The organism is Mesorhizobium kowhaii (assembly GCF_042431665.1).
Lineage (GTDB): Bacteria > Pseudomonadota > Alphaproteobacteria > Rhizobiales > Rhizobiaceae > Mesorhizobium > Mesorhizobium kowhaii.
This window is the reverse complement of the sequence record NZ_JBHLYT010000025.1, coordinates 18,237-38,141: the sequence shown is the minus strand read 5'-3', so window position 1 is coordinate 38,141 and position 19,905 is coordinate 18,237. Positions and strand designations below refer to the sequence as shown.

Annotated in this window: 24 protein-coding genes; 10 read left to right on the top strand and 14 right to left on the bottom strand. The window is 64.8% G+C overall.

The window, feature by feature from the left end:
- Window positions 1–58: 58 nt before the first annotated feature.
- From ACFFNA_RS16085 to ACFFNA_RS16070, 4 genes are all read right to left on the bottom strand, one after another.
- A complete protein-coding gene (locus tag ACFFNA_RS16085) occupies window positions 59–268 on the bottom strand; it encodes a hypothetical protein (protein WP_111543430.1) in 210 nt (69 codons plus the stop codon).
- A gap of 75 nt (window positions 269–343) precedes the next feature.
- Window positions 344–979: a DUF3313 domain-containing protein gene (locus ACFFNA_RS16080; RefSeq protein WP_378919733.1), complete on the bottom strand. Its 636-nt coding sequence runs from the start codon at window positions 977–979 to the stop codon at window positions 344–346.
- Window positions 980–1,115: 136 nt separating this feature from the next.
- On the bottom strand, window positions 1,116–1,502 hold the full coding sequence (locus ACFFNA_RS16075) for a hypothetical protein (RefSeq protein ID WP_378919731.1): 387 nt from the start codon (window positions 1,500–1,502) through the stop codon (window positions 1,116–1,118).
- A gap of 221 nt (window positions 1,503–1,723) precedes the next feature.
- Complete coding sequence (locus tag ACFFNA_RS16070) at window positions 1,724–2,320, bottom strand: TetR/AcrR family transcriptional regulator (protein ID WP_378919729.1); 597 nt, start codon at window positions 2,318–2,320, stop codon at window positions 1,724–1,726.
- A gap of 242 nt (window positions 2,321–2,562) precedes the next feature.
- Here ACFFNA_RS16070 and ACFFNA_RS16065 point away from each other — a divergent pair, with 242 nt between their 5' ends.
- Window positions 2,563–3,012: an ester cyclase gene (locus tag ACFFNA_RS16065; RefSeq protein ID WP_378919727.1), complete on the top strand. Its 450-nt coding sequence runs from the start codon at window positions 2,563–2,565 to the stop codon at window positions 3,010–3,012.
- 272 nt (window positions 3,013–3,284) lie between these two features.
- A complete protein-coding gene (locus ACFFNA_RS16060; RefSeq protein ID WP_378919725.1) occupies window positions 3,285–4,355 on the top strand; it encodes a phosphatase PAP2 family protein in 1,071 nt (356 codons plus the stop codon).
- 82 nt (window positions 4,356–4,437) lie between these two features.
- On the opposite strand, the gene ACFFNA_RS16055 is transcribed toward ACFFNA_RS16060, so the two are convergent.
- Both ACFFNA_RS16055 and ACFFNA_RS16050 read right to left on the bottom strand, forming a co-directional pair.
- Entirely contained in the window at window positions 4,438–4,974 is a 537-nt protein-coding gene (locus ACFFNA_RS16055) for a hypothetical protein (RefSeq protein WP_378919723.1), read from the bottom strand.
- A gap of 121 nt (window positions 4,975–5,095) precedes the next feature.
- Window positions 5,096–5,422: a DUF1330 domain-containing protein gene (locus ACFFNA_RS16050; RefSeq protein ID WP_378919721.1), complete on the bottom strand. Its 327-nt coding sequence runs from the start codon at window positions 5,420–5,422 to the stop codon at window positions 5,096–5,098.
- Between the two features lie 175 nt (window positions 5,423–5,597).
- On the opposite strand from ACFFNA_RS16050, the gene ACFFNA_RS16045 reads away from it, so the two are divergent.
- From ACFFNA_RS16045 to ACFFNA_RS16025, 5 genes are all read left to right on the top strand, one after another.
- Window positions 5,598–6,290 carry a winged helix-turn-helix transcriptional regulator gene (locus ACFFNA_RS16045; RefSeq protein ID WP_378919719.1) on the top strand — a complete coding sequence of 231 codons (693 nt, stop codon included), beginning with the start codon at window positions 5,598–5,600 and terminating at the stop codon, window positions 6,288–6,290.
- A gap of 85 nt (window positions 6,291–6,375) precedes the next feature.
- Window positions 6,376–7,509: a bifunctional DNA-binding transcriptional regulator/O6-methylguanine-DNA methyltransferase Ada gene (ada, locus tag ACFFNA_RS16040; RefSeq protein WP_378919717.1), complete on the top strand. Its 1,134-nt coding sequence runs from the start codon at window positions 6,376–6,378 to the stop codon at window positions 7,507–7,509.
- Between the two features lie 14 nt (window positions 7,510–7,523).
- Window positions 7,524–7,760: a hypothetical protein gene (locus tag ACFFNA_RS16035; protein ID WP_111543421.1), complete on the top strand. Its 237-nt coding sequence runs from the start codon at window positions 7,524–7,526 to the stop codon at window positions 7,758–7,760.
- 109 nt (window positions 7,761–7,869) lie between these two features.
- Complete coding sequence (locus tag ACFFNA_RS16030) at window positions 7,870–8,433, top strand: methylated-DNA--[protein]-cysteine S-methyltransferase (RefSeq protein WP_378919715.1); 564 nt, start codon at window positions 7,870–7,872, stop codon at window positions 8,431–8,433.
- A complete protein-coding gene (locus ACFFNA_RS16025; RefSeq protein WP_378919713.1) occupies window positions 8,430–9,173 on the top strand; it encodes a 2OG-Fe(II) oxygenase in 744 nt (247 codons plus the stop codon). The genes ACFFNA_RS16030 and ACFFNA_RS16025 overlap by 4 nt, the downstream gene beginning before the upstream one ends.
- A gap of 41 nt (window positions 9,174–9,214) precedes the next feature.
- Here ACFFNA_RS16025 and ACFFNA_RS16020 read toward each other — a convergent pair whose 3' ends face one another.
- From ACFFNA_RS16020 to ACFFNA_RS16005, 4 genes are all read right to left on the bottom strand, one after another.
- A complete protein-coding gene (locus ACFFNA_RS16020; protein ID WP_111543418.1) occupies window positions 9,215–10,150 on the bottom strand; it encodes a sigma-70 family RNA polymerase sigma factor in 936 nt (311 codons plus the stop codon).
- Between the two features lie 88 nt (window positions 10,151–10,238).
- The gene (locus ACFFNA_RS16015) at window positions 10,239–11,180 is read right to left on the bottom strand and encodes an alpha/beta hydrolase (RefSeq protein ID WP_378919711.1); all 942 of its coding nucleotides are present in this window, start codon (window positions 11,178–11,180) and stop codon (window positions 10,239–10,241) included.
- Between the two features lie 109 nt (window positions 11,181–11,289).
- Window positions 11,290–12,171 (bottom strand): SDR family oxidoreductase, encoded by an 882-nt coding sequence (locus tag ACFFNA_RS16010; protein ID WP_378919709.1) that lies wholly within the window; start codon window positions 12,169–12,171, stop codon window positions 11,290–11,292.
- A gap of 129 nt (window positions 12,172–12,300) precedes the next feature.
- A complete protein-coding gene (locus tag ACFFNA_RS16005) occupies window positions 12,301–12,888 on the bottom strand; it encodes a dihydrofolate reductase family protein (protein ID WP_378919707.1) in 588 nt (195 codons plus the stop codon).
- 113 nt (window positions 12,889–13,001) lie between these two features.
- On the opposite strand from ACFFNA_RS16005, the gene ACFFNA_RS16000 reads away from it, so the two are divergent.
- The 3 genes from ACFFNA_RS16000 (at window position 13,002) to ACFFNA_RS15990 (ending at window position 15,217) form a co-directional block, all read left to right on the top strand.
- Window positions 13,002–13,418: a winged helix-turn-helix transcriptional regulator gene (locus tag ACFFNA_RS16000; RefSeq protein WP_378919705.1), complete on the top strand. Its 417-nt coding sequence runs from the start codon at window positions 13,002–13,004 to the stop codon at window positions 13,416–13,418.
- Window positions 13,419–13,499: 81 nt separating this feature from the next.
- The gene (gene dinB, locus ACFFNA_RS15995; protein ID WP_111543414.1) at window positions 13,500–14,747 is read left to right on the top strand and encodes a DNA polymerase IV; all 1,248 of its coding nucleotides are present in this window, start codon (window positions 13,500–13,502) and stop codon (window positions 14,745–14,747) included.
- 209 nt (window positions 14,748–14,956) lie between these two features.
- Entirely contained in the window at window positions 14,957–15,217 is a 261-nt protein-coding gene (locus ACFFNA_RS15990; RefSeq protein WP_111543797.1) for a hypothetical protein, read from the top strand.
- Between the two features lie 99 nt (window positions 15,218–15,316).
- Here the strand turns inward: ACFFNA_RS15990 and ACFFNA_RS15985 are convergent, their stop codons facing one another.
- The 4 genes from ACFFNA_RS15985 to ACFFNA_RS15970 form a co-directional block, all read right to left on the bottom strand.
- The gene (locus ACFFNA_RS15985) at window positions 15,317–16,918 is read right to left on the bottom strand and encodes an FGGY-family carbohydrate kinase (RefSeq protein WP_378919702.1); all 1,602 of its coding nucleotides are present in this window, start codon (window positions 16,916–16,918) and stop codon (window positions 15,317–15,319) included.
- 156 nt (window positions 16,919–17,074) lie between these two features.
- Window positions 17,075–17,800 carry an SDR family oxidoreductase gene (locus ACFFNA_RS15980; RefSeq protein ID WP_378919700.1) on the bottom strand — a complete coding sequence of 242 codons (726 nt, stop codon included), beginning with the start codon at window positions 17,798–17,800 and terminating at the stop codon, window positions 17,075–17,077.
- Window positions 17,801–17,822: 22 nt separating this feature from the next.
- Window positions 17,823–19,082: a sugar ABC transporter permease gene (locus ACFFNA_RS15975; RefSeq protein ID WP_111543412.1), complete on the bottom strand. Its 1,260-nt coding sequence runs from the start codon at window positions 19,080–19,082 to the stop codon at window positions 17,823–17,825.
- Window positions 19,079–19,900 (bottom strand): ATP-binding cassette domain-containing protein, encoded by an 822-nt coding sequence (locus tag ACFFNA_RS15970; RefSeq protein ID WP_378919698.1) that lies wholly within the window; start codon window positions 19,898–19,900, stop codon window positions 19,079–19,081. The genes ACFFNA_RS15975 and ACFFNA_RS15970 overlap by 4 nt, the downstream gene beginning before the upstream one ends.
- Window positions 19,901–19,905 lie beyond the last annotated feature (5 nt).

Genomic DNA, 19,905 nt, shown 5'->3' with positions numbered 1-19,905 from the left:
TGTGAAACGATCCGTGCGGCACGACCGTGTTCAGCCGTTCACGGTGCTCGCCGATATGTCACGGCGATATCACCACTTGCGCGGCGGATTTTGCCGGCTGTTCGGGCTTGCCGAAAGGGCTGCTTCGTTCGCAGCCGAGCAAGGCCAGTGCGCCCATCAGGAGGATTGTACGAAAAATCACACGATGCATCGGATGTCCTTCGATCAGGCTCAAAGCCGTCAACCAGAGCTGCCAGCTGAAGAACCAGGCAATTGAAATGGCCTCCATGGCCCGGCGCTCCTACTGGCTGGGTTCCCGGCAAATCGCCGTTTCATCAAGAGTGAAAAAGCCTTTCAGGCCTGGTCATTTCAACTGAGCGACAAGCGCATCCGCACCCTTGTCGATGCCGGCCTGCGCGGCGGCCAGCGGCTGCATGCTGGCCTTGATGTTGATCGGGCTCGGATATTGCTTGGTGACGAACGCCTTCAGCAGGCGATCGGTCTGGGCATCGAAGATTTCCACGGCGTAGATGACGGAGCCGGTCAGCGACCCTTCCCGGTCGCGAGCGGTCTGCACGGTGTTGTAGACGCCGCCGGCGATGTCGAAGCGCGACAGCGTGCCAAGAACCGGCGTGTTGGCTTTCGCGCCGGTCAGCGTCAGCCGCACGCGCAATGTGTTCGGCCCCTGCTTGCCGGCGAGCACGAACCGGCTCTTCAGCCTTTCGGTAAACCGGGCCTGCATGTAGCCGGCGATCGAAGCCTTGTCGCTTGCCGACATCTTCCCGAACTGCCCGTCCGCGCCCCGATAGATGACGACGGGATCGACGATGACGCCGCTGTATTTTCCCCAGTCCACCGCGGTCGAATAGCTATAGGGAACCCGCCCGGAATCGTCTCGCGGATTGGGGGCGAGCTCAGCCGACGACGACAGTCCCGAATAGGCGACCGGATTTGCGCTGACGCAGCCCTGGACGCTCACGCAGAGCCCGGCGATGACCAAAGCAATTCCAGGAAAAGTGCGTAGCGGTTTTCCGTCCGGAATTGCGTCCAAACAAAGAGAGGGAGCGGTTCTGCGTCTCTGTGCAACCGTGAGCCGCTCAAGAGAAGTCCTGATGGTCTTGTGCATTTTCAATGCCTTAATGTCCTGTTGTAAGCAAAAGGGTGATGACGACCGGGCAGAGGCTCGCCGGTACGCACAGCGTCATGCGGACGGCGCGCAACCACGCATGCCGGCGCGACGGCTTTTGCGCGGCATGGGCGAGAACCTTCGACGCAAGATGAAGCAGCGGCAGCAAGGCGAGCACCGCCGCCAGCACCAGTAGCAGCGTCTGTGGCCGATAATCCGACAACGCCCAGGGATCTGGACCAGGTGCGGCGGCGCGCAGGCGGTCAAACAGCCGCATTGCCAGCAGGGCCGTCATCAGGTCGACGGCGCACAGGACGAGGCCGGTGGCCACCAGCGGCGTGAAACTGAATGCGGTGGGTCGCCATGTAGCGAGTGGCCAAGAGATCAAGGATCGCATGCCATGCCCGCCGGCGACAGGCGTCGCCTCCGCCGACATGCGCCCATGAGCCGGAGACGCTGCGCCGGAAGCCTTCAGCCTGGCCAGTTGCCAGTTGCTTGCGGGCCATCCAGCACCGCACTTCGTCCCCGGCCGAAACATGCCTGCACCCCTCGCTCTTGCATTGGGTGTTCGTATAACAGGCAAAATCCGATTTGCAAACCGTCTAGTCGGTTTTTATTTTAATCGCCGACTGAAGGGGAAGTTGGGCGGTCCTTGGCGGCAGCAGAGTCCGGCCACTGTCCGTTGTCGAGGAGGCGCTCGAACAGCCGCTCCCGATCCTCATCCGACAGCGAGCAGATGCCCATCATTGTCGACAGGGCAATGCCTTTGGCCGCGAACAGGCGAAGCGTCGCGAGATCGGGGTCGGCAGCCTCGGATCGAATGGCCTCGACCTTCCTGGCATCGGTCTCTCGCAGGCCGGAAAGCAGCGCCGGGTTCTCCGCCAGGGCACCGAGCAGGCCGAAGGCCACCGAATGCGGCTCCGCGATGGCTTTGCGTTGCACCGCGATCTGTGCCGAGAGTTGCGCTTCCTTCATGTCCGCGCTGGCCAGATAATCCCTGGAGAAGTTCTCGAAGAACTCGACCTGGTTCTCCAGCAGCGTCTTCAGCACCGCTTCCTTGGTGCGGAACTGATGCATCACGCCACCCTTGCTGAGGCCACCCTCGCGGGCGATGGCGTCCAGCGTCAGCCGGCCCGGTCCATCCCGCGCGATGATGGCGAGCGCCGCCTGGATGATGGCGCTTCGGGATCGTTCGGAACGGGAAACATTGTCCATGGCGACTTCCAACAAACCTGCGCGACGCGTGACGTGGCGTCCGCGTCCATGAGATAGACCTGAAGCACGGCAAAAACAATCCGCCCGGTCTGTTTATTATGCCTTGGCCTCGGCATCGACGCCTCCCCGCCTTTCGATTGGCCGGCAAGAACCGGAGTTTTGCGCCCGCCGGATCGTCCTAGTCATGGCCCCAGGTCACCGGCGAAGACCGGTGATCCCCAAACAACAAAGAGGACCTCCCAATGACCAAACAGGAAGACAACAAGGCCGTCGTCATCAGATGGTTCACCGATTTCTGGGGTGAAACCTGCGATCTGTCGGTCGTCGACGACATCTCAGCACCCGACATGCTGCTGAAATACTCGCTGCACGAGCCGCGCCGCGGCCGCGACGACATCAAGGCCTTCATGACCGACTTCCGCGCCGCTTTCCCGGACCTCAACTTCTGGGCCACCGCCGACCTCATCGCCGACGGCGACTATGTCGTCGGCCAGTGGGAGGGCGGCGGCACGCATACCGGCCCGGCGTTCAGCGATTTCCTCGTCGGTTCGCTGCCGGCCGCCACCGGCCGCACCATGCGCTTCACCGGCACCACCGTGCTGAAAGTGGTCGACGGCAGGATCGTGGAGGAGATCGGCCTTGACGACGGCGTCGCCGCCCTCACCCAGCTCGGCCTGATCAAGGCCGCCTGATTGCAGGGCCATCGCCGCCCAGGCGATGGCCCTCTGTCTTGGCCGAAGCTTGATGACGGCAGCCTGCAACAGTCGAAAGCCTCGGATGGCGGCGAATGATGCCGGTGCGTTGCGGCGCAACATCTTCGTCAATGAATCCTTGCCAACAAATTTTGCAATATAACTTTCTAATATTTTTAATTTTACTTCGATGAAAGTGTAACCAGACGGTAATACATTCTCTGCGAAATACTCCATAACAGTTTTCTGGGCAGCTGGCGGGATGTCCTCCGATGAATGCGTACATCGGGCAGCGCGGCGATAACAGCCGCTCGTCTGCCCCTCTTGACCTAGACATCGCGGCAACCAGGAGCGGCTGGCTGCTGACTGCCCTGTGTCTGACCTATGCCGTGACCGCTCTTTACCTGCAGCCGGATCGCTATCTGCATCTGGCCCAATCCTATGCCAAGCCGTTCGCCTTCTTGTTGCCCGCGCTTCTGGCGGCTGGGCTCGGCCTGATGGCGCTGGCATTCGCCAGGGACAACCCGACCAGGTTCATGCTCGACACGCTCAGGCAGCGTTGGCTGGCAGCCGCGCCCGTCATCCTTTTGTTCTTTCTCGGCATCACCGCCTTCACCACCTTGAAAATCGCAATCCCGGACATCGTCCCATTCTATGCCGACCGCGCCCTGGCGGAGCTCGATCTTCAGCTGCATGGCACCGATCCCTGGGCATGGGCGCACAACATCGTTCCCGAACCAGTCTCGTTCGCCATTTTCGCCGGCTACGGATATGCCTGGTTCGTGCAATGGTTTGGCACCGTGCTCTTCGTCGCCTTCTGGAACAACCCGGCCAGGCGCTTGCGCTATCTCTGGGCATTTGCGCTGACCACGATCCTGTGCGGTACCGTTCTTGCGACAGTCTTGTCGTCCACCGGCCCGATATTCTACGACCAGTTCTACGGCGGAGACCGGTTTGCCGGACTGCAAATCGCCCTGGCGCAAAACGGCTACGCGGCGTCGGTCCATGCCTATGCCAGCTATCTGTTTGCAGCCTACGAAAGTGGTCGCCCGGAGCTGGGTACCGGCATCTCCGCCATGCCAAGCGTGCACGTCGCAATGGCCACGCTCAATGCATTCTTCCTGGCCAGCTTCGGTCGTCGCTGGGCCACTATCGGCTGGTCCTTTGCCGCCTTTATCCTGTTCGGCTCGGTCTACACCGGCTGGCACTATGCCGTGGATGGCTACCTGTCGATCCTTGTCGTGTCCTTGGTCTGGTCCCTGACGGGGCGTTTCCTGCTGCCGGAAGCGAGCCAGAATATCACCGAGGTGGGATTGGCGATCCCCGATCCGGCGTCACAATGACCGGGCCTAGCTGAAGCCGGCAACCCCCCCACGGGCTTCGGGCGAGTGGCCAGGCGGCATTGGCGCCGCCTGACCTTGCCGGCTACTGGCTCGGCGCCATCGCGTGTTCGCATGACACTTTCGGGTTCATGTCGGCGAAGGTGCCGGTCGGGTTGCCCTTCCAGGCCCAGACATGCAGTTCGTAGAACTCGCCCAGGCCGTAGCGGTTGGGCGCGCTGTTGAAGTTGAACAGCTGTCCGTCCAGCGACGCCGGCCCCTTCGAGGTGATGTATTCGACCGCCCCCAGCTTCAGCGTGCCGTCGGCCATCGGCTCGTACATCACGGCTTCGGGACGGGCGATGTCGATCTTGTCGTCCTTCAGGTACGGGCCGTTGACGTAGTGGATGCCCATGGCGCCGCCGGTGATGCCGCTGGCGCATGGGATGGGCGCATAGCCCTCGGCCGTCGCGGCCTTGACGTCGACAAACCGGCTGTTGGCAGCCCGTACCTTGTCGGCCAGCGGATTGGGGCCGGACGCGGGCGTAGCCGCTTCCTGATGGGCCTGCGCGAACGCGGTGCAGACGGCCAGCATGGCCCCCGCCATGAGAAGCCTGTTGCAAAAGTTTGATATCATCTTCATTCCATTCTTCTTGAAAAAGCACAGCTGGCCGGCCGCCGAAAATACGGGGGCCCAACACGCAAGGGCTGTGACTGTTGTTGCTTCGAGATCCCGAAATCGATGTGACGACTGCCGGGAAGGATCATCCCTTCGGCAGATACGGGATCGTTCCGGCCAGATCGGTGTTGTCGATCATCTGGAAACGACTGTCGCTGCCATCCTGACGGGCCGAGACGAAGCGCGCATAGGCCGGATCGTTGGTGAAGGCGCGCGCCGCCGCTTCCGATGGGAACGCCATCAAGGCGATCAGCGTGGTGTCGAGCGGCTTGCCTTCAAGCGTCGTCACGTTGCCGCTGCGCGACAGATATCTGCCGCCATGCTTGTGGACGAGGTCGTGCACCGATGCGGCATAGGACGGCATCCACTGCGGGTCCTTCACCTTGATGTCTGCGATAATATAAGCGGTCATGGGTCGTCTCCTGGTTGCTGCGCACAGGGTATCCCGTGCACCGGCCAAGGGCTCGCATGGCAGGGCACTCGCCAACCAGTCCGCGATCTGTACTGGGGTAGTACAGTTTCCGTACTGGTCGCTTCATTCAGGAAGGCCTAATATTCAGCCCAGGTTCGAGGGAGAGGCACCAATCATGACCCAGCACGGATACAAGCAGTTCTGCCCGCTATCGATGGCCGCCGAGGTGCTCTGCACCCGCTGGACGATGGTGCTGCTGCGCGAACTGGTGGCGGGGTCGACTCGCTTCAACGACCTGCGCCGCGGCGTCCCGAAAATGTCGCCGACCCTTCTGTCGCAACGGCTGAAGGAGCTTGAGCTGGCGGGGATCATCGAGCGCAAGGAAGTGCCGGGCGAGAAAGGCATCTTCGAATATCGGCTGACGGAAGCCGGCCGGGATTTGCGCCCGGTCGTCGAGGCGATGGGCTTCTGGGGACAGAAATGGGTCGAGTCCCGGCTGTCGCTGAAAAACCTCGATCCGTCGCTGCTGATGTGGGACATGCGGCGCAACCTGAACCCCTCGCCACTGCCCGAAGGGCGCACGGTGATACAATTTCTGTATCAGGAGCTACCGGCGTCCAAACGGTCGTGGTGGCTGATCGTCGAAAAGCACGGCGAGGTCGACCTGTGCTGGTACGATCCTGGCTTTGACGTCGACCTCTACGTCTCGACCGACCTGCACACGATGACGGCGATCTGGATGGGGTTGATCACGGTCGAGAAGGCCGGAGCAAAGGTCGCCTTGACCGGCGACCAGGCCATCGCGAGGAAGATGCAGACATGGCTCGGGCTCAGCCCATTTGCGATCGAACCCAAGCGGGCGGCGTAGGAACGAGGCTTCGGGGGACGGCGATCGGCGGCACTTGGCAGGAAACGGGTGGCGAGGCCGGCTTTTGGCGGCTTCAATACCGGCCATGTTCATCACCCTGGCGAGAAATCTGAAATCCACGCCGCTCCCGGTTGCCGACGATCCGCGCTGGGCGCGCATCGTTGCGCGCGACAAGTCGGCCGACGGAGAATTCTGGTATTCGGTGGCGACGACCGGCGTCTATTGCCGGCCCTCCTGCCCGTCGCGGCGCGCCAATCCTAAGAACGTGCAGTTGCAAGACACGATTGATCAGGCCAAGGCAACGGGCTTTCGCCCGTGCCGGCGCTGCAACCCGGATGGCCCTTCGCTTGAGGCCGGCAACGCCGCAATGGTCGCCGATGCCTGCCGCAGGATCGAACGGAGCGAAGAAGAACCTTCGCTCGCCGAACTGGCGGCCGCCGCCGGGCGCAGCGCCGGCTATTTTCATCGCGTCTTCAAGGCCGTCACTGGGCTGACGCCGAAGGACTATGCCGCCGCCCAGCGCGCCGCCCGCGTCCGTCAGGGCCTGGAGGACGGCGCCAGCGTGACAGTGGCGATCTACGACGCCGGCTTCAATTCGAGCGGGCGTTTTTACGAGAAATCCACCGGCATGCTCGGCATGACGCCGACGCGCTATCGCGCCGGCGGCGCCCATGAAGAAATCTGCTTTGCCGTCGGCGAATCCTCACTCGGCGCGATCCTGGTGGCGTCGAGCCAAAAAGGCGTCGCCTCGATCCTGCTCGGCGACGATCCCGACGCGCTGGTGCGCGACCTGCAGGACCGTTTCCCCAGGGCGCGGCTGATCGGCGGCGACCGCGACTATGAGGCGCTGGTCGCCCGCGTCGTCGGTTTCGTCGAGGCGCCGGCGCTCGGCCTCGACCTGCCACTCGACGTGCGCGGCACCGCGTTCCAGCAGCGGGTCTGGCAGGCCTTGCAGGACATCCCGGTCGGCCACACGGTTTCCTATGCCGAGATCGCGGAGCGTATTGGGGCGCCAAAGGCGACCCGCGCCATCGCCGCCGCCTGTGCTGCCAACACTCTTGCCGTCGCAATTCCCTGCCACCGCGTGATCCGCAAGGACGGTGCCTTGTCCGGCTACGCCTGGGGCGCGGAGCGCAAGCGCGCGCTGCTCGACCGCGAGGCGGGGTCCGGTGGATCGAGCGGGTCGAGACCAGCAGATCATCGGTCTGCGCGGGCCTGAGGAGACGGACCGCAATGCGCGCGATGGCTAGGTCTCCCGACAACACCGCCAATGGGAACAGCCAGACCCGCGACAGTTCTCGCCACAAGCGCGCCGATGACGCAAAATCATTGGTGATGACCGCAATCGGCGAGCTAATCGACGGCGGCAAAGCCGAGTGGAGCCGCACCACGACCGGCGAGATCGAGCTACACCTGCTGACCGGCGAAGTGTTCCTGCTCGGCGAGCTCTCCGTCACCCGCCTCGCGTGACGAGTGTGAACGGCCCCAGATCCTGCGATTTGAATTTGAAAGCAAGCACCGGAGTGAGGACCGGACGCCGTCTCTGTAGGGTTCAGTCACACACAAAGGAGTGAAGGCAATGAACCTCATGCAAACCCAAATGACCGCACCGACGGCAATAGCCCGCAACGCCGCCGCCCTTGACACCATCGCCTATGCCATCGGCGAATCCGCGATCGGCAACATCCTGGCGGCGCGCAGCCGCATCGGCGTCTGCGCCATCCTGATCGGCTCCGACGCCGACACGCTGGAGCAGGACCTCGGCAACCGCTTCCCCGGCAGGATGCGGATCGAAGACGAGGCCGCCTTGCGCGACGATCTCGCGGCCATAGCGCGCTTCATCGAAACGCCCAGCGTAGGCCTCGACCTGCCGCTCGACATGCGCCACGGCACGCCTTTCCAGCAGCGGGTGTGGGACGTGCTGCGCGCCATCCCGTGCGGCGCCACCATCACCTACACCGCCCTTGCCCGCCGCCTTGGCCAGCCGAACGGTGCCCGCGCCGTGGCCACAGCGTGCGCCGCCAACGCCATCGCGCTCGGCATTCCCTGCCACCGTGTTGTCCGCGCCGACGGCACGCTGGCCGGCTACCGCTGGGGCGTCGAGCGCAAGCGCGCCCTGCTCGACAAGGAGGCAACACTATGAACGCCCATGCCAAGGTTGCCGCGTCCGTGGTCGAAGCTGCTGAGACGCGCATCGCCGGTTACGACTGGCCAGCCCTTGCCGCCGACCTCGACGGCTTCGGCTGCGCGGTGATCGAAAAGCTGCTCGCGCCCGAAGAGTGCCGGCAGATCGCCGGTCTCTATCCCCATGAAGAGCACTTCCGCAGCCACATCCACATGGCCAGGCACGGCTTCGGCAAGGGCGAGTACCGCTATTTCCGCTATCCCTTACCCGATCTGCTCGGCGGTCTGCGCAGCGCGCTCTATCCCCGGCTGGCCGAGGTCGCCAATCAGTGGAACGAGCGCATGGGTCAGGCCATGCGCTACCCCGCGACGCATGCCGAGTTTCTCGAACAGTGCCACGCCGCCGGCCAGACGCGGCCGACGCCGCTGTTGCTGCAGTATGTGCCGGGCGACTTCAACTGCCTGCACCAGGACCTTTATGGCGACCTCGCCTTCCCGCTGCAGGTGGCGATCCTGCTTTCCGAACCGGGCGAGGATTTCACCGGCGGCGAGTTCGCGCTGACCGAACAGCGGCCGCGCATGCAGAGCCGGGTCGAGGTGGTGCCGCTGCGCCAGGGCGACGCGGTTGCCTTCGCCGTCCACAACCGGCCGGTGCAGGGAAGCAAGCGCAATTACCGCGTCAATTTGCGCCACGGCGTCAGCCGCCTGCGCTCAGGCATGCGCCACACGGTCGGCATTATCTTTCACGATGCCAAGTGAGGCCGCCTTCCCTTCCCCCTTGTGGGAGAAGGGAAGGCACTTCATCCAGCGTCGACGGATGCCATGTCCAGGATCCACGGGCAGGCATAGTAGTCGGTGATATGGTCGATGACGCCGTCGGCGGCATGGATCCGCACCAGATACGCCGGCCGCCAGGCGTCGCCATACAGCCTGTCGAGGACCAGCACGATTTCCCCGCCGATCGCGCCGCGCCGCATGCGCCAGGGCAGCTCGCTGCGCTCATATTCGACGAAATAGGGTGAGGCCGACAGCAGGCCGTTGTAGCAGTCCGAGACCCGCAACCGCGCATCGGCGCTGGCCAGCGTCCGCACCCCGTCCCAGTCCCTGATATTGAAGAGCTCTACATAGCGATCGAGCAGCCGCGCCAGTTCGGGGTCGTGTGCTGGTGCCGCGACCGGCTGCGCCGGCAAGGCGGCGAGCTTGGCGCGGCCACGGTTGAGCGCCGATTTGACGCCCCCGGTGGTCGAGCCGACCAGATCGGCGATTTCTTCAAGCGAATGGTCGAAGACATCCTTGAGCAGCACGCAGGCGCGCTCCTTCGGCGGCAGATGCACGACCAGCCGCTCGATGGCACGGCCCGCGCCGGGACCGGCGGGCTCGACGGGCGGCACGATGTCGTCGCCGGCATAGCCGGCCTCGGCCCGCTGCCGCGCGCGGCGGTTGCGGATGAAGTCGATGCAGCGATTGTGGGCGATGCGGAACAGCCAGGGCCGCAGCGCCTGCGCATCGTCGAGCCGTTCGATCTTGCGATAGGCCTCGAACAGCGCCTCCTGCATGATGTCCTCGCCATCGAGGGCCGAGCCGGTCATGCGCGCGCAGTACCGATGCAGCTTGACGCGCAGATGCGACACCGTCTCCAGGAACGCTGCGTAGCGCAGGTCGAACAGGCCTTCGGGGACGAGGGCCGGCTGCATCCCTTTTGCCGGTGCAACGGATTTGCGGATCTGCTGGTTCATCGCGACGTATCGGTCAGCGTCACCACAACATTGCGCAAGTGCTGCACGTCCACAAGCACGAAGCCCGACACGATCAGCCGGCGCATGCTCACGCCGCCCTGTCGCCGGCAACTTTGTCGCTTACGGCCGGCAAGCCCAGTCTCGGCCGCACCCAGGCGGCGAAGCGGCCGATCGCATCGTCGGCTTCCGGCGCCTTGCCGGCCATCATCTGGAAGGAATGCAGCATGCCGTCAAAGACGTCGAGCCGCGTCTCGACGCCGGCCAGCCTGGCGCGCTCGGCGAACATGCGGCTTTCGTCGACCAGCGTTTCATCCGCGCCGGCCTGCAGGAAGACAGGCGGAAAACCACGGAGGTCGGCATAGAGCGCACTGACCTCCGGATCGAGCCGGTCGCCATCGCCAATGAAGTTCGTCACCAGCCAGTCAACAGCAGCCTTGGCGAAAGCCGGATCCTTGTCGCGGTTGGTCTCATAGCTGGCACCGGTCAGCGCCATGTCGAACCAGCCGGAGATGATCAGCGTGGCGACCGGCAATGGCCGCCCTTCGGCACGCAGCCGCTGCAACACGCCATAGGTCAGCATCGCACCACAGGAATCGCCGGCAAGCGCGATGTGGCTGGTGTCGAAACCCCGATCGGTGAGCCAGGTCCAGGCGGTCATCGCCGCATTGAGCTGGGCCGGATGCTTGGCCTGATGTGCCAGCGGATAGTTGTAGAGCAACGCCCGGCAGCCGACGGCCTTGGCCAGATGGCCGACCAGCTTGCGGTGCGTGTAGATCGAGCCGCCGACGAAGCCGCCGCCATGGGCGTAAAACAGCACCCGCTCCTCGTCGGCGCCCTTCGGCACGATCCACATCGCCGGCACGCCGCCGGCATCGACCTCGACATAGTCGACGCCGCCCGGTTCGCCGGTCAGCGCCGTCCAATGCGTGTCGTTGTAGTCGATGATCGCTTGCGGGCTGGTCAGCTTGCCGGCATTGGCGGCGATCGCCGCGTAGTGGTTCCTGTTTGCCTCGCTCTGTATGCTCGCCATGACGGTCTCCCGGGGTTGCGGATCGCGGGCCGCGCGACCTTCGAAGCCTAGGACGAACGGGCGGGCAGAAAGGATACGTGGCGGCGGATGCTTTTTTTCGCGGGCGCGGCTAATCCTCGCCGCCAAACATCGTGGCATGACGCCGGGCGAATTCGACGAACGGCGTTGCGCGCACGCCAAACATCTCATGCGTCGCCAGATGCACTCGCGATTTCGGCCGCCGCAGCCGCTCGGCCAGTTGCTCGTCCAGCGCATCGGCAAAGCTGGCCGAGATGCCGCTGGCCAGTAGATTGCGCCGCCGCTCCTCAGGGCTCACATCGACATAGCGGACCGGTCTGCCGATCGCTTGCGATATCCGCGCCGCGACATCGCTCATGGTCAGCGCCTCGGGCCCGGTCATGTCGAGGCTCTCGCCTGCATGGCCGCCATCGCGCAGCAGCCGGAAGGCCACCTTGGCGATGTCCTCGACATCGACCGGCGACAGCTCGGTCTCGCCGAGCGCGAGAGTGAAGGCGCCCTCGGCGGCAATGGTCGGCGCGTCGCGCAGATAGACCTGCATGAACTGGCTGGGGCGCAGATGCGTCCACGCCATGCCTGCCCCTTCCAGATAGCGCTCGATCTCCTCATGCATGCGCGTGAAGCGGAATTTCGTCGCGTCATAGCCGATGTTGGATTCCGCGCCGGAAAACTTCACCACATGGGCAACACCAGCCTGCCTGCAGGCGTCGATGAAGCGGCACTGCGTTTCCGTCATGTCCTCAGTGGCGGTCGAAATCATCAGCACGTGGTCGATGCCGTCGAGTGCAGCGCCCAGCGTTTCAGGCCGGCGCATGTCGCCCTCGACCAGTCGTACACCGGCAAGCGCGTCGAGGCCCACCGCCGATGCCCGGGCCGGATCCCGCACCAGCGCCCTCACCTCATGCTTCTGCCGTGCGAACTCGCGCACGATCGCCTTGCCGTTCAGGCCCGTGGCGCCTGTCACCAGGATCATGGTCTTCTCTCCGTTCAGGATTGATGCGGCCGCCCTGCCGGCGACCGCACCTTGAAGACGAAGAGACGCGGGCAAAGGATTCCACCCAAACGATATTTTTCCGATGCGATGCCTTCCCCGTGCTTCCGATCAACCCGCCGGTGCGTAGCGGTTGACCACCATGCCGCAGGCATAGGCCTTCGAGCCGAGCAGCCGCAGGGCCCGGAAACCGCCCTGGTCGAAGATCCGGCGCCCAGCGCCCAGCACCGCCGGATTGATGAACAGCTGGAGCTCGTCGACCAATCCGGCCGCGATCAGGGCGGAGGCAAACCCGGCGCCGCCGAAGACGGCCATGTCGCCGCCCTCGCCCGCCTTCAGCGCGTTGACTTCGCGCGGCAGGTCGCCGCTGGCCACCGTCGTGCGCTCCCACCGCGAGGCTTTGAGCCTGTCGCTCAGCACCACTTTCTGGACATCGACGATCCGCTGCGCAAAGGCGTAGAACGGATCGCGCGGAAATTTCTTCGCCGCATTGCCCCAATGGGTGAGATAGCCCTCCTCGGCCATCTTGCGGCTGAGCAGGATGGTGTCGATGCCGGCGAAGACGACGTTGAAATCCTGCTTCAGCTCGCCGTCCCAGGCGCTATCGTCGCCCCATTCCCAGAGCTGCCAGTAATGGTCCTCATTGGCGCCGACAAAGCCGTCGACCGACATCTGCATCTGCAGGATCAGCTTTTTCATTGTCATTCTCCTCGGTTTGTCCGGCGGCTGGCGAATGATGTACTTTTGGAACCATTTGACGCATGAGAGGAATGGTGTCAATAGTAAAGTGATTTAAAAATGGAACCATAGACATGTCGAACAAGGGAAAGTCCGGCTGCCCGATCAACCTGTCGCTCGAACTGCTCGGCGACCGCTGGACGCTGCTCATCATCCGCGACCTGATCTTCGCCGGGAAAAAGCACTTTCGGGAATTCCTGCAGTCCGACGAAGGCATTTCCTCGCGCACGCTGGCCGAGCGGCTGCAGACGTTGCAGGACGAAGGCATCCTCACCCGCAGCGACGACCCGACGCACGGGCTGAAAACGGTCTACCGGCTGACCGAGGCCGGCATCGATCTCTTGCCCGTGCTGGCGACGCTCGGCGCCTGGGGCAGCAAGCACCGCAAGGCCGACGACAAGCTCGCCCGGATCGCCGACGATCTGGCGGCCGGTGGCGAGGCCGCGCTGGAACAGATGAAACAGGCGTTGCGGGCGGAGCATATTGTTTAGGCGGCCGCGTGCGCTTGACAATTATCTCCTTTTGTTCTCTATTTGTTTCGATCTATCAGCAACTGCGGATGTGCGGTCGGGATGGAAACGACAGCCACCATCCTGCATGCCGATCTCGACGCCTTCTATGCCTCGGTCGAGCAGTTGCTCGATCCGTCGCTGCGCGGCAAGCCGATTGCTGTGGGCGGCGGCGTGGTGCTCGCCGCCTCCTACGAAGCGCGCGCCTTCGGCGTGCGTGGCGGCATGCCGGGACGCAAGGCACGCGAGCTCTGCCCGCAGCTGATCTTCGTCGGCGGCAATTTCGGCGACTACCAGCGACTGGGCGACGCGGCGATCAAAGTGCTCGACGATTTCACGCCCGTGGTCGAGCGCATTTCCATCGACGAGGCCTTTGCCGATGTCGCCGGCTGCACGCATCTGTTCGGCTCCCCGCGAGAGATCGCCACGACCATCCGCCGCCGCGTGCGGGCCGAGCTCGGCCTGCCGATCTCGATCGGCGTGGCGCGCACCAAGCATCTGGCCAAGATCGCCTCGCAGGTCGCCAAGCCCGACGGGCTGGTGGTGGTCGACCCCGGCACCGAACTCGCCTTCCTGCACGACCTGCCGGTCGGGCTGATGTGGGGCGTCGGCCCGGCGACGAAGGCGCGGCTGGCCGAAATCGGCGTCGAGACCATCGGCCAGCTGGCCAGGACGCACAGCGGCGCGCTGACCCGGCTGCTCGGTCCCGCCGCCGGCGAGAAGCTGTCGGCGCTGTCATGGAACCGCGACCCGCGCAGGCTGGAGACGAAGCGCCGGGCGCATTCGGCCGGGGCCCAGTCGGCACTTGGGCAGAAGCCCGCCGTGGCGCGGGTCATCGTGCCCACTTTGCTGCACCTGGCCGACCGCGTCGCCAGCCGGCTGCGCGCCAAGGCGCGGCCTGGCCGTACGGTGACGGTGCGCGTGCGCTTTGCCGATCTCAGCACTGTTTCGCGTTCGATCACGCTTGACCAGCCGATCTCGGCGACCACGACGCTGGCCGAGATCGCCGGCGACCTGGTGCGCGGCGCGCTTGCCGACCACCCGCACGAGAAGACGATCTCGCTGCTGGCGATCTCGGTCTCGCATCTCGAGGAAAGTGCCGAGCTGCAGCTCGAACTGCCGCTCGGCCTCGCCGACGACAAGCGCCGTCCCGGCACGCGAAAAGGCCTGGCACGCTTCGGCGCCGACCGCGCCATTGACAAGATCCGCGAGCGCTTCGGCAAGCAGGCGGTCGGCTACGGCACGGTGGCGCTGGAGGCGGCACGCTCGGTGCCTGACGAATTCAGGGAATTGGCGCAGAAGGAGCTGTAAGCGCAGCGGAAGCTATTCGTGTCCTGCATGTGACCGCGCAAGTTATAACCGGGGGCGGCAAAGAGTGACTTGATTTCCGCCCTGGCTATTCGAGTAAGGTGTAGCGGCCACACAAGGCATGGAATCCGATGTTCGCAGCCTTCATCGTTTGCGCGTCAGTCACAGCTCTCAGCGCGGTTGTCAGTCTCGGTTTCTCCTTGGCTGCAGCCATGAACGAGACCGGCAACGCCCGGACAATAGCATTTTACGGTTGTGCACGCAGTGTGGCTTTGGTGGTCGCAAGCGTCGTGCCATTTTTTACAGGTTCGACGGAATGGCTTGAAGCCATCGCCTGGATAATGATCCTTGTGCAGGCTGGAGATGCTGTCATAGGCACCACCATCGATGATCGGATGAAAACCTTCGGCCCGGCCTGCGCCTCGCTCGCCAACCTTCTGGCTCTCCTATGGCTCATCCAGTCTGTTCAATGAGACCACGACAAACAGCCTCAGCGCGCGGTCTCGCATCTCGAGGAAAGTGCCGAGCTGCAACTCGGACTGCCGCTCAGAGTAGAATTTCCAAACAGTCTCTCAGCCCCTGATCGCCTTGCCGGCCTGCTGCAGCAGCTCGAACGCCGCGAAGCGCCTGTCGTGCCAGCCGGCCAGCGAAGCGTCGGGATGATAGACCTCGCCGAGTTCCGACATGCCGGCCATGGCCGTCACCAGATCCTTGTAGGCCCCGGCGGCGACGGCGCCCAGCATCGCCGAGCCGAGCAGCACCGGCTCCGGCGAGGTCGACGCCACCACCACCATACCTGTCGTGTCGGCAAGCAGCTGGCGCACCAGTGGGCTTTGCCCGGCGCCGCCGCTGACGACGATGGTGTCGACCGAGATGCCCTTGTCATGCTCGGCCCGCACGATCTGACGCGCGCCATAGCCCAGCCCGCAGACCCCGGCAACGTAGAGCCCGACGAGGCTGTTGAGGCTGGTGTCGAGATCGAGCCCGGCAATCAGCGCACGCGCATCCGGATCGGCGAAAGGCGCGCGGTTGCCGAGGAATTCCGGCACGACATGGATATCGCCGACCAGCGCCGGCGCGGCCGCGGCTCCCTTGCGGCTTTGCGCCTGCAGCGCCAGCCAGGCGCTGAGGCTGAGGCCCTCCGCCTGCGCCTTGGCCGCCGCTCCGCCTGCCGCCGGGTGCATGCGCACCAGATGATCGATGGCGGCACCCGCCGCCGATTGGCCGCCCTCGTTCAGCCACAGGCCCGGCACCATGGCCGAGAAATACGGACCCCAGACACCGTCGACGAAGGCCGGTTGGGCGGTCGACGACATGGTGCAGGCCGAGGTGCCCAAGACATAGGCCATGCGCGACAAAACGCTGCCGAAATCGCCGCGCGCGCCGACCGTGCCGACGCCACCGGCATGCGCGTCGATCAGCCCGGCCGCCACCGCGGTGCCGGGGACGAGGCCAAGGTCCGCCGCCGCCTGCGCGATCAGCCCGCCGCCGAGCGATGCTCCCGCCGGCACGATCTCGGTGCCGATGCGCGCGAACGCCTCGTCGGCCAGCGCGCCAAGGCCGATCTTGCGGAAATAGGTCTCGTCCCAGCGGCTCTCATGCGCGAGATAAGTCCATTTGCAGGTCACCGTGCAGACCGAGCGCGCAAGGCTGCCGGTCGCTCGCCAGGTCAGGAAATCGGCGAGGTCCAGGAACTGCCAGGCGGCGTTGAAGGTGGCGGGCAGTTTTTCCGCCAGCCACAGGAGTTTCGGCGTTTCCATCTCCGGCGAGATGACGCCGCCGACATAGGTCAGCACCGCCTCGCCGCTGCGGTTGATGCGGCGCGTCTGCTCGACCGCGCGGTGATCCATCCAGACGATGATGTTGCGTTCGGGATTATTGGACGGGCCGACCGGCAACGGCACGCCGCCCTCGCCCAGCACCACCAGCGAACAGGTGGCGTCGAAGCCGATGCCGGCGATCGCCTCGGGCGCTATGCCGGCTTCAGCGACGGTGGCGCGGGTGGCAGTGCACACCGCCCGCCAGATGTCGTTGCTCGACTGCTCGACGATGTCGCCGGCCTCGCGCCAGACCTCGATTTCCTGCTTGGCCGAAGCGAGCAGGTTTCCCGCCTGGTCGAACACCCCGGCGCGCGCGCTGCCGGTGCCGACGTCGATGCCGAGATAGTGGGGCATTGGGAAACCTCCGGTTCAGGCAGTAGGGAATAGGCAGTAGGCAGTAGGCGATTAGCGATGAGGGGCAGCAAGCAGGAAGCGTTTTTTGACCGGAAATCGGGCAGTAAGGCTGTGTCTACATCTTCCCTACTGCCTACTGCCTACTGCCCTACTCCCCTAAAGATCATTACTCTGCGGCAGGATCACCAGATCCCGGATCGTCACGTTGCGCGGCCGGGTCAGCATGAACATCACCGCTTCGGCCACCTCGCGCGGCTGCATCAGGCCGCCGGCGGCAAGTTCTTCCTCGAGCTTGGCCTTCGGCCAGTCGTCGACCAGCGCCGTCACCACCGGGCCTGGCGCCACCGCGCCGACGCGCAGTCCGTGCTTGGCAACCTGCCGGCGCACCGTGTGGACGAAGGCCTGCACGGCATGCTTGGAGGCCGTGTAGATCGGCTCCCAGACCACCGGAACCAGCCCGGCGATCGAACTGGTGACGATGATGTCGCCGGTCTTGCGTTCGACCATGTGCGGCAGCACCGCGTGGATCGAGCGGAACACGGCGTTGATGTTGAGATTGAGCATGCGGTCCCAGGCGTCGGGATCGCCTGTCAGCACCTCGCCGCCGACATACGACCCAGCATTGGCATGGAAGATGTCGAGCTGGCCGGCCTTCTCCAGGATCTGCGGCATCATGGTGGCGACGCTTGATGGCTGCATCAGGTCGATCACCAGCGGGACCGCTTTGGGGCCGAGTTCGGCGCACAGGCTGTTCAGCGTCGCCTCGGCGCGGTCGACCAGCACCACGCTGGCGCCCGCCGCCAACATGTATCTGGCGCATTCGAGGCCGATCCCCGACGCCGCGCCGGTGATGGCTGCAACTTTTCCGGACAGTTGACTCATATCTCTCTTCCTGTTGATGGGTTCAGGCCCGGCCATGGGAAACACGCGAGCGGCGGGCCAGCGAGTCGACGATGACTGCGATGGCAAGCACGGCGCCTGTGATCATGTACCGAAGCGACGAGGACAGATCGAGCAGCGTCAAGCCGCTGGCGATCGACTGGATGACGATGATGCCGAGCAGTGCGGAATAGGCGCTGCCGCGGCCACCGAACAGGCTGGTGCCGCCGATGACGGCCGCCGCGATGGCGTTGAGATTGACGTCGCCGGTGCCGGCCTGCTGGCTGGCCGAGGCCAGCCGCGCCGCCGAAAGCACGCCGCCGAAAGCAGCCAGCATCGAGCACAGCACGAAGGCGCTGGAATAGATCAGCCGCACATTGATGCCGGCGCGCCGCGCTGCCTCGCGGTTGCCGCCGACCGCCGACATCGAGCGGCCCCATTTCGTCCGCGTCAGCGCGTAGTGCATGGCGATGACCAGGCCGACGAACAGGCCGAACATCCACGGGATGCCGCGCGCCTGGTTGAGATAGAAGACGATGAGTTCGAGCACGATCGTGATCGCCACTGCCCGCGTGACGAGACCGCCGGTCGAGGGTGCCGACAGGTTGGCGGCGCGGCGGCGCGCAACGGTGCGCAACCCGGTGATCAGCATGACGATGCCGGGCACCGCCGCCAGCCCGAACGACACGATTTTCGGCATCACCAGCAGTTGGCCGAAATTCACCAGGTTCGAGCCGTAAGGCAGGTTGATCGAGCCGGTCGAGCCAAGAATGTAGAGCTGCAGGCCAAGCACGGCGAGCAGGCCGGCCAGCGTCGAGACGAAACTCGGCATGCCGAGGCGGTTGAACAGCAGCGCATAGAGCGCGCCGATGAAGCCGCCGACGGCGATCGCGGCGAGGATGGCGAGCGCCACCGGCCAGCCCTGGTTGACCCACAGCGTGCCGACCAGGGCCGAGGCAAAGCCGCTGATCGAACCGACCGACAGGTCGATCTCGCCGACCATCAAAACGCAGACGATGCCGAGCGCAATGACGCCGACTGTGGAGGAATCGAACAGCAGATTGACCAGATTGCTGCTCGACAGGAAGATCGGGTTGATGCTGGCGAACACCGTCCAGATGATGACCAGCCCGACGATGACCGGCAGCGAGCCGAGATCGCCCGAGCGCACCCGGTCGAAGAAGGCGCGGATGGCGCCGCTTAAGCCGGCCTCATGCTTGACGCGCACATCAGCGCGGTCGAGCTGCGGCGGCACGGGAGCGGCCTGTTCCACTTGGCGGCTCATGGGCGTGGCTCCTGAATTTGATCCTGCTGGGCCTGCCGACGCTCGGCGCGCCGCGACACCGAATTGTTCGACGCACCGGTGATGGCGCTGACCAGTTCCTGGTTCGAGGCATCAGGGGTGAAGATGCCGTTGTTGCGACCAAGCCGCAGCACGACGATGCGGTCGGCCACGGCGCGCACGTCTTCCATGTTGTGGCTGATGATGACGACGCCGAGGCCGCGGTCGCGCACCCGCTCGATCAGGTTGAGCACTTCGGCCGTCTGCGCGACGCCAAGCGCCGCCGTCGGCTCGTCGAGCAGGATGAGCTTCGGTTCGAGCAGGAGCGAGCGGGCGATCGCCACCGTCTGGCGCTGGCCGCCCGACAGCGACGCGACGACCACGCGGACGCTTGGGATGCGCGCCGAAAGCTCGTTGAGCAGCGTCCAGGCACGCACTTCCATCGCCACCTCGTCCAGCCGCAGCGGGTTGAGCTCGCGGCCGAGGAAGATGTTGGCGACGATGTCGAGGTTCTCGCACAAGGCCAGGTCCTGGAACACGGTGGCAATGCCGAGCGTCAGCGCCGCACTTGGGTCGGCAAGCGCGACCTGCTTGCCGCGAAAGCTGATGGTGCCCGAGCTTGGCTGATGCACGCCGGCGAGGATCTTGACCAGCGTCGACTTCCCGGCGCCATTGTCGCCGACCAGCGCCACCACCTCACCGGCATGGACATCGAGATCGATGTCGGTGAGCGCCGAGACGGCGCCGAAATTCTTCGAAATGCCACGCAGGCTGAGCACCAGCTCGCCTGTCGGAACCGGTCCGTCCGGGTTATCGACCATGCCTG

Excerpts from the sequence above, each read along its gene's own strand:
- ACFFNA_RS16085 (WP_111543430.1), bottom strand. The coding sequence starts at position 268 with ATGGAGGCCATTTCAATTGCCTGGTTCTTCAGCTGGCAGCTCTGGTTG.
- ACFFNA_RS15970 (WP_378919698.1), bottom strand. The coding sequence starts at position 19,900 with ATGGTCGATAACCCGGACGGACCGGTTCCGACAGGCGAGCTGGTGCTC.
- ACFFNA_RS16005 (WP_378919707.1), bottom strand. The coding sequence starts at position 12,888 with ATGAAAAAGCTGATCCTGCAGATGCAGATGTCGGTCGACGGCTTTGTC.
- ACFFNA_RS16030 (WP_378919715.1), top strand. The coding sequence starts at position 7,870 with ATGAACCTCATGCAAACCCAAATGACCGCACCGACGGCAATAGCCCGC.
- ACFFNA_RS16000 (WP_378919705.1), top strand. The coding sequence starts at position 13,002 with ATGTCGAACAAGGGAAAGTCCGGCTGCCCGATCAACCTGTCGCTCGAA.
- ACFFNA_RS16060 (WP_378919725.1), top strand. The coding sequence starts at position 3,285 with ATGAATGCGTACATCGGGCAGCGCGGCGATAACAGCCGCTCGTCTGCC.
- ACFFNA_RS15980 (WP_378919700.1), bottom strand. The coding sequence starts at position 17,800 with ATGAGTCAACTGTCCGGAAAAGTTGCAGCCATCACCGGCGCGGCGTCG.
- ACFFNA_RS16075 (WP_378919731.1), bottom strand. The coding sequence starts at position 1,502 with ATGCGATCCTTGATCTCTTGGCCACTCGCTACATGGCGACCCACCGCA.
- ACFFNA_RS16050 (WP_378919721.1), bottom strand. The coding sequence starts at position 5,422 with ATGACCGCTTATATTATCGCAGACATCAAGGTGAAGGACCCGCAGTGG.
- ACFFNA_RS16065 (WP_378919727.1), top strand. The coding sequence starts at position 2,563 with ATGACCAAACAGGAAGACAACAAGGCCGTCGTCATCAGATGGTTCACC.
- ACFFNA_RS16010 (WP_378919709.1), bottom strand. The coding sequence starts at position 12,171 with ATGATCCTGGTGACAGGCGCCACGGGCCTGAACGGCAAGGCGATCGTG.
- dinB (WP_111543414.1), top strand. The coding sequence starts at position 13,500 with ATGGAAACGACAGCCACCATCCTGCATGCCGATCTCGACGCCTTCTAT.
- ACFFNA_RS16070 (WP_378919729.1), bottom strand. The coding sequence starts at position 2,320 with ATGGACAATGTTTCCCGTTCCGAACGATCCCGAAGCGCCATCATCCAG.
- ACFFNA_RS16015 (WP_378919711.1), bottom strand. The coding sequence starts at position 11,180 with ATGGCGAGCATACAGAGCGAGGCAAACAGGAACCACTACGCGGCGATC.
- ACFFNA_RS16055 (WP_378919723.1), bottom strand. The coding sequence starts at position 4,974 with ATGAAGATGATATCAAACTTTTGCAACAGGCTTCTCATGGCGGGGGCC.
- ACFFNA_RS16045 (WP_378919719.1), top strand. The coding sequence starts at position 5,598 with ATGACCCAGCACGGATACAAGCAGTTCTGCCCGCTATCGATGGCCGCC.
- ACFFNA_RS15985 (WP_378919702.1), bottom strand. The coding sequence starts at position 16,918 with ATGCCCCACTATCTCGGCATCGACGTCGGCACCGGCAGCGCGCGCGCC.
- ada (WP_378919717.1), top strand. The coding sequence starts at position 6,376 with ATGTTCATCACCCTGGCGAGAAATCTGAAATCCACGCCGCTCCCGGTT.
- ACFFNA_RS15990 (WP_111543797.1), top strand. The coding sequence starts at position 14,957 with ATGAACGAGACCGGCAACGCCCGGACAATAGCATTTTACGGTTGTGCA.
- ACFFNA_RS16020 (WP_111543418.1), bottom strand. The coding sequence starts at position 10,150 with ATGAACCAGCAGATCCGCAAATCCGTTGCACCGGCAAAAGGGATGCAG.
- ACFFNA_RS16025 (WP_378919713.1), top strand. The coding sequence starts at position 8,430 with ATGAACGCCCATGCCAAGGTTGCCGCGTCCGTGGTCGAAGCTGCTGAG.
- ACFFNA_RS15975 (WP_111543412.1), bottom strand. The coding sequence starts at position 19,082 with ATGAGCCGCCAAGTGGAACAGGCCGCTCCCGTGCCGCCGCAGCTCGAC.
- ACFFNA_RS16035 (WP_111543421.1), top strand. The coding sequence starts at position 7,524 with ATGCGCGCGATGGCTAGGTCTCCCGACAACACCGCCAATGGGAACAGC.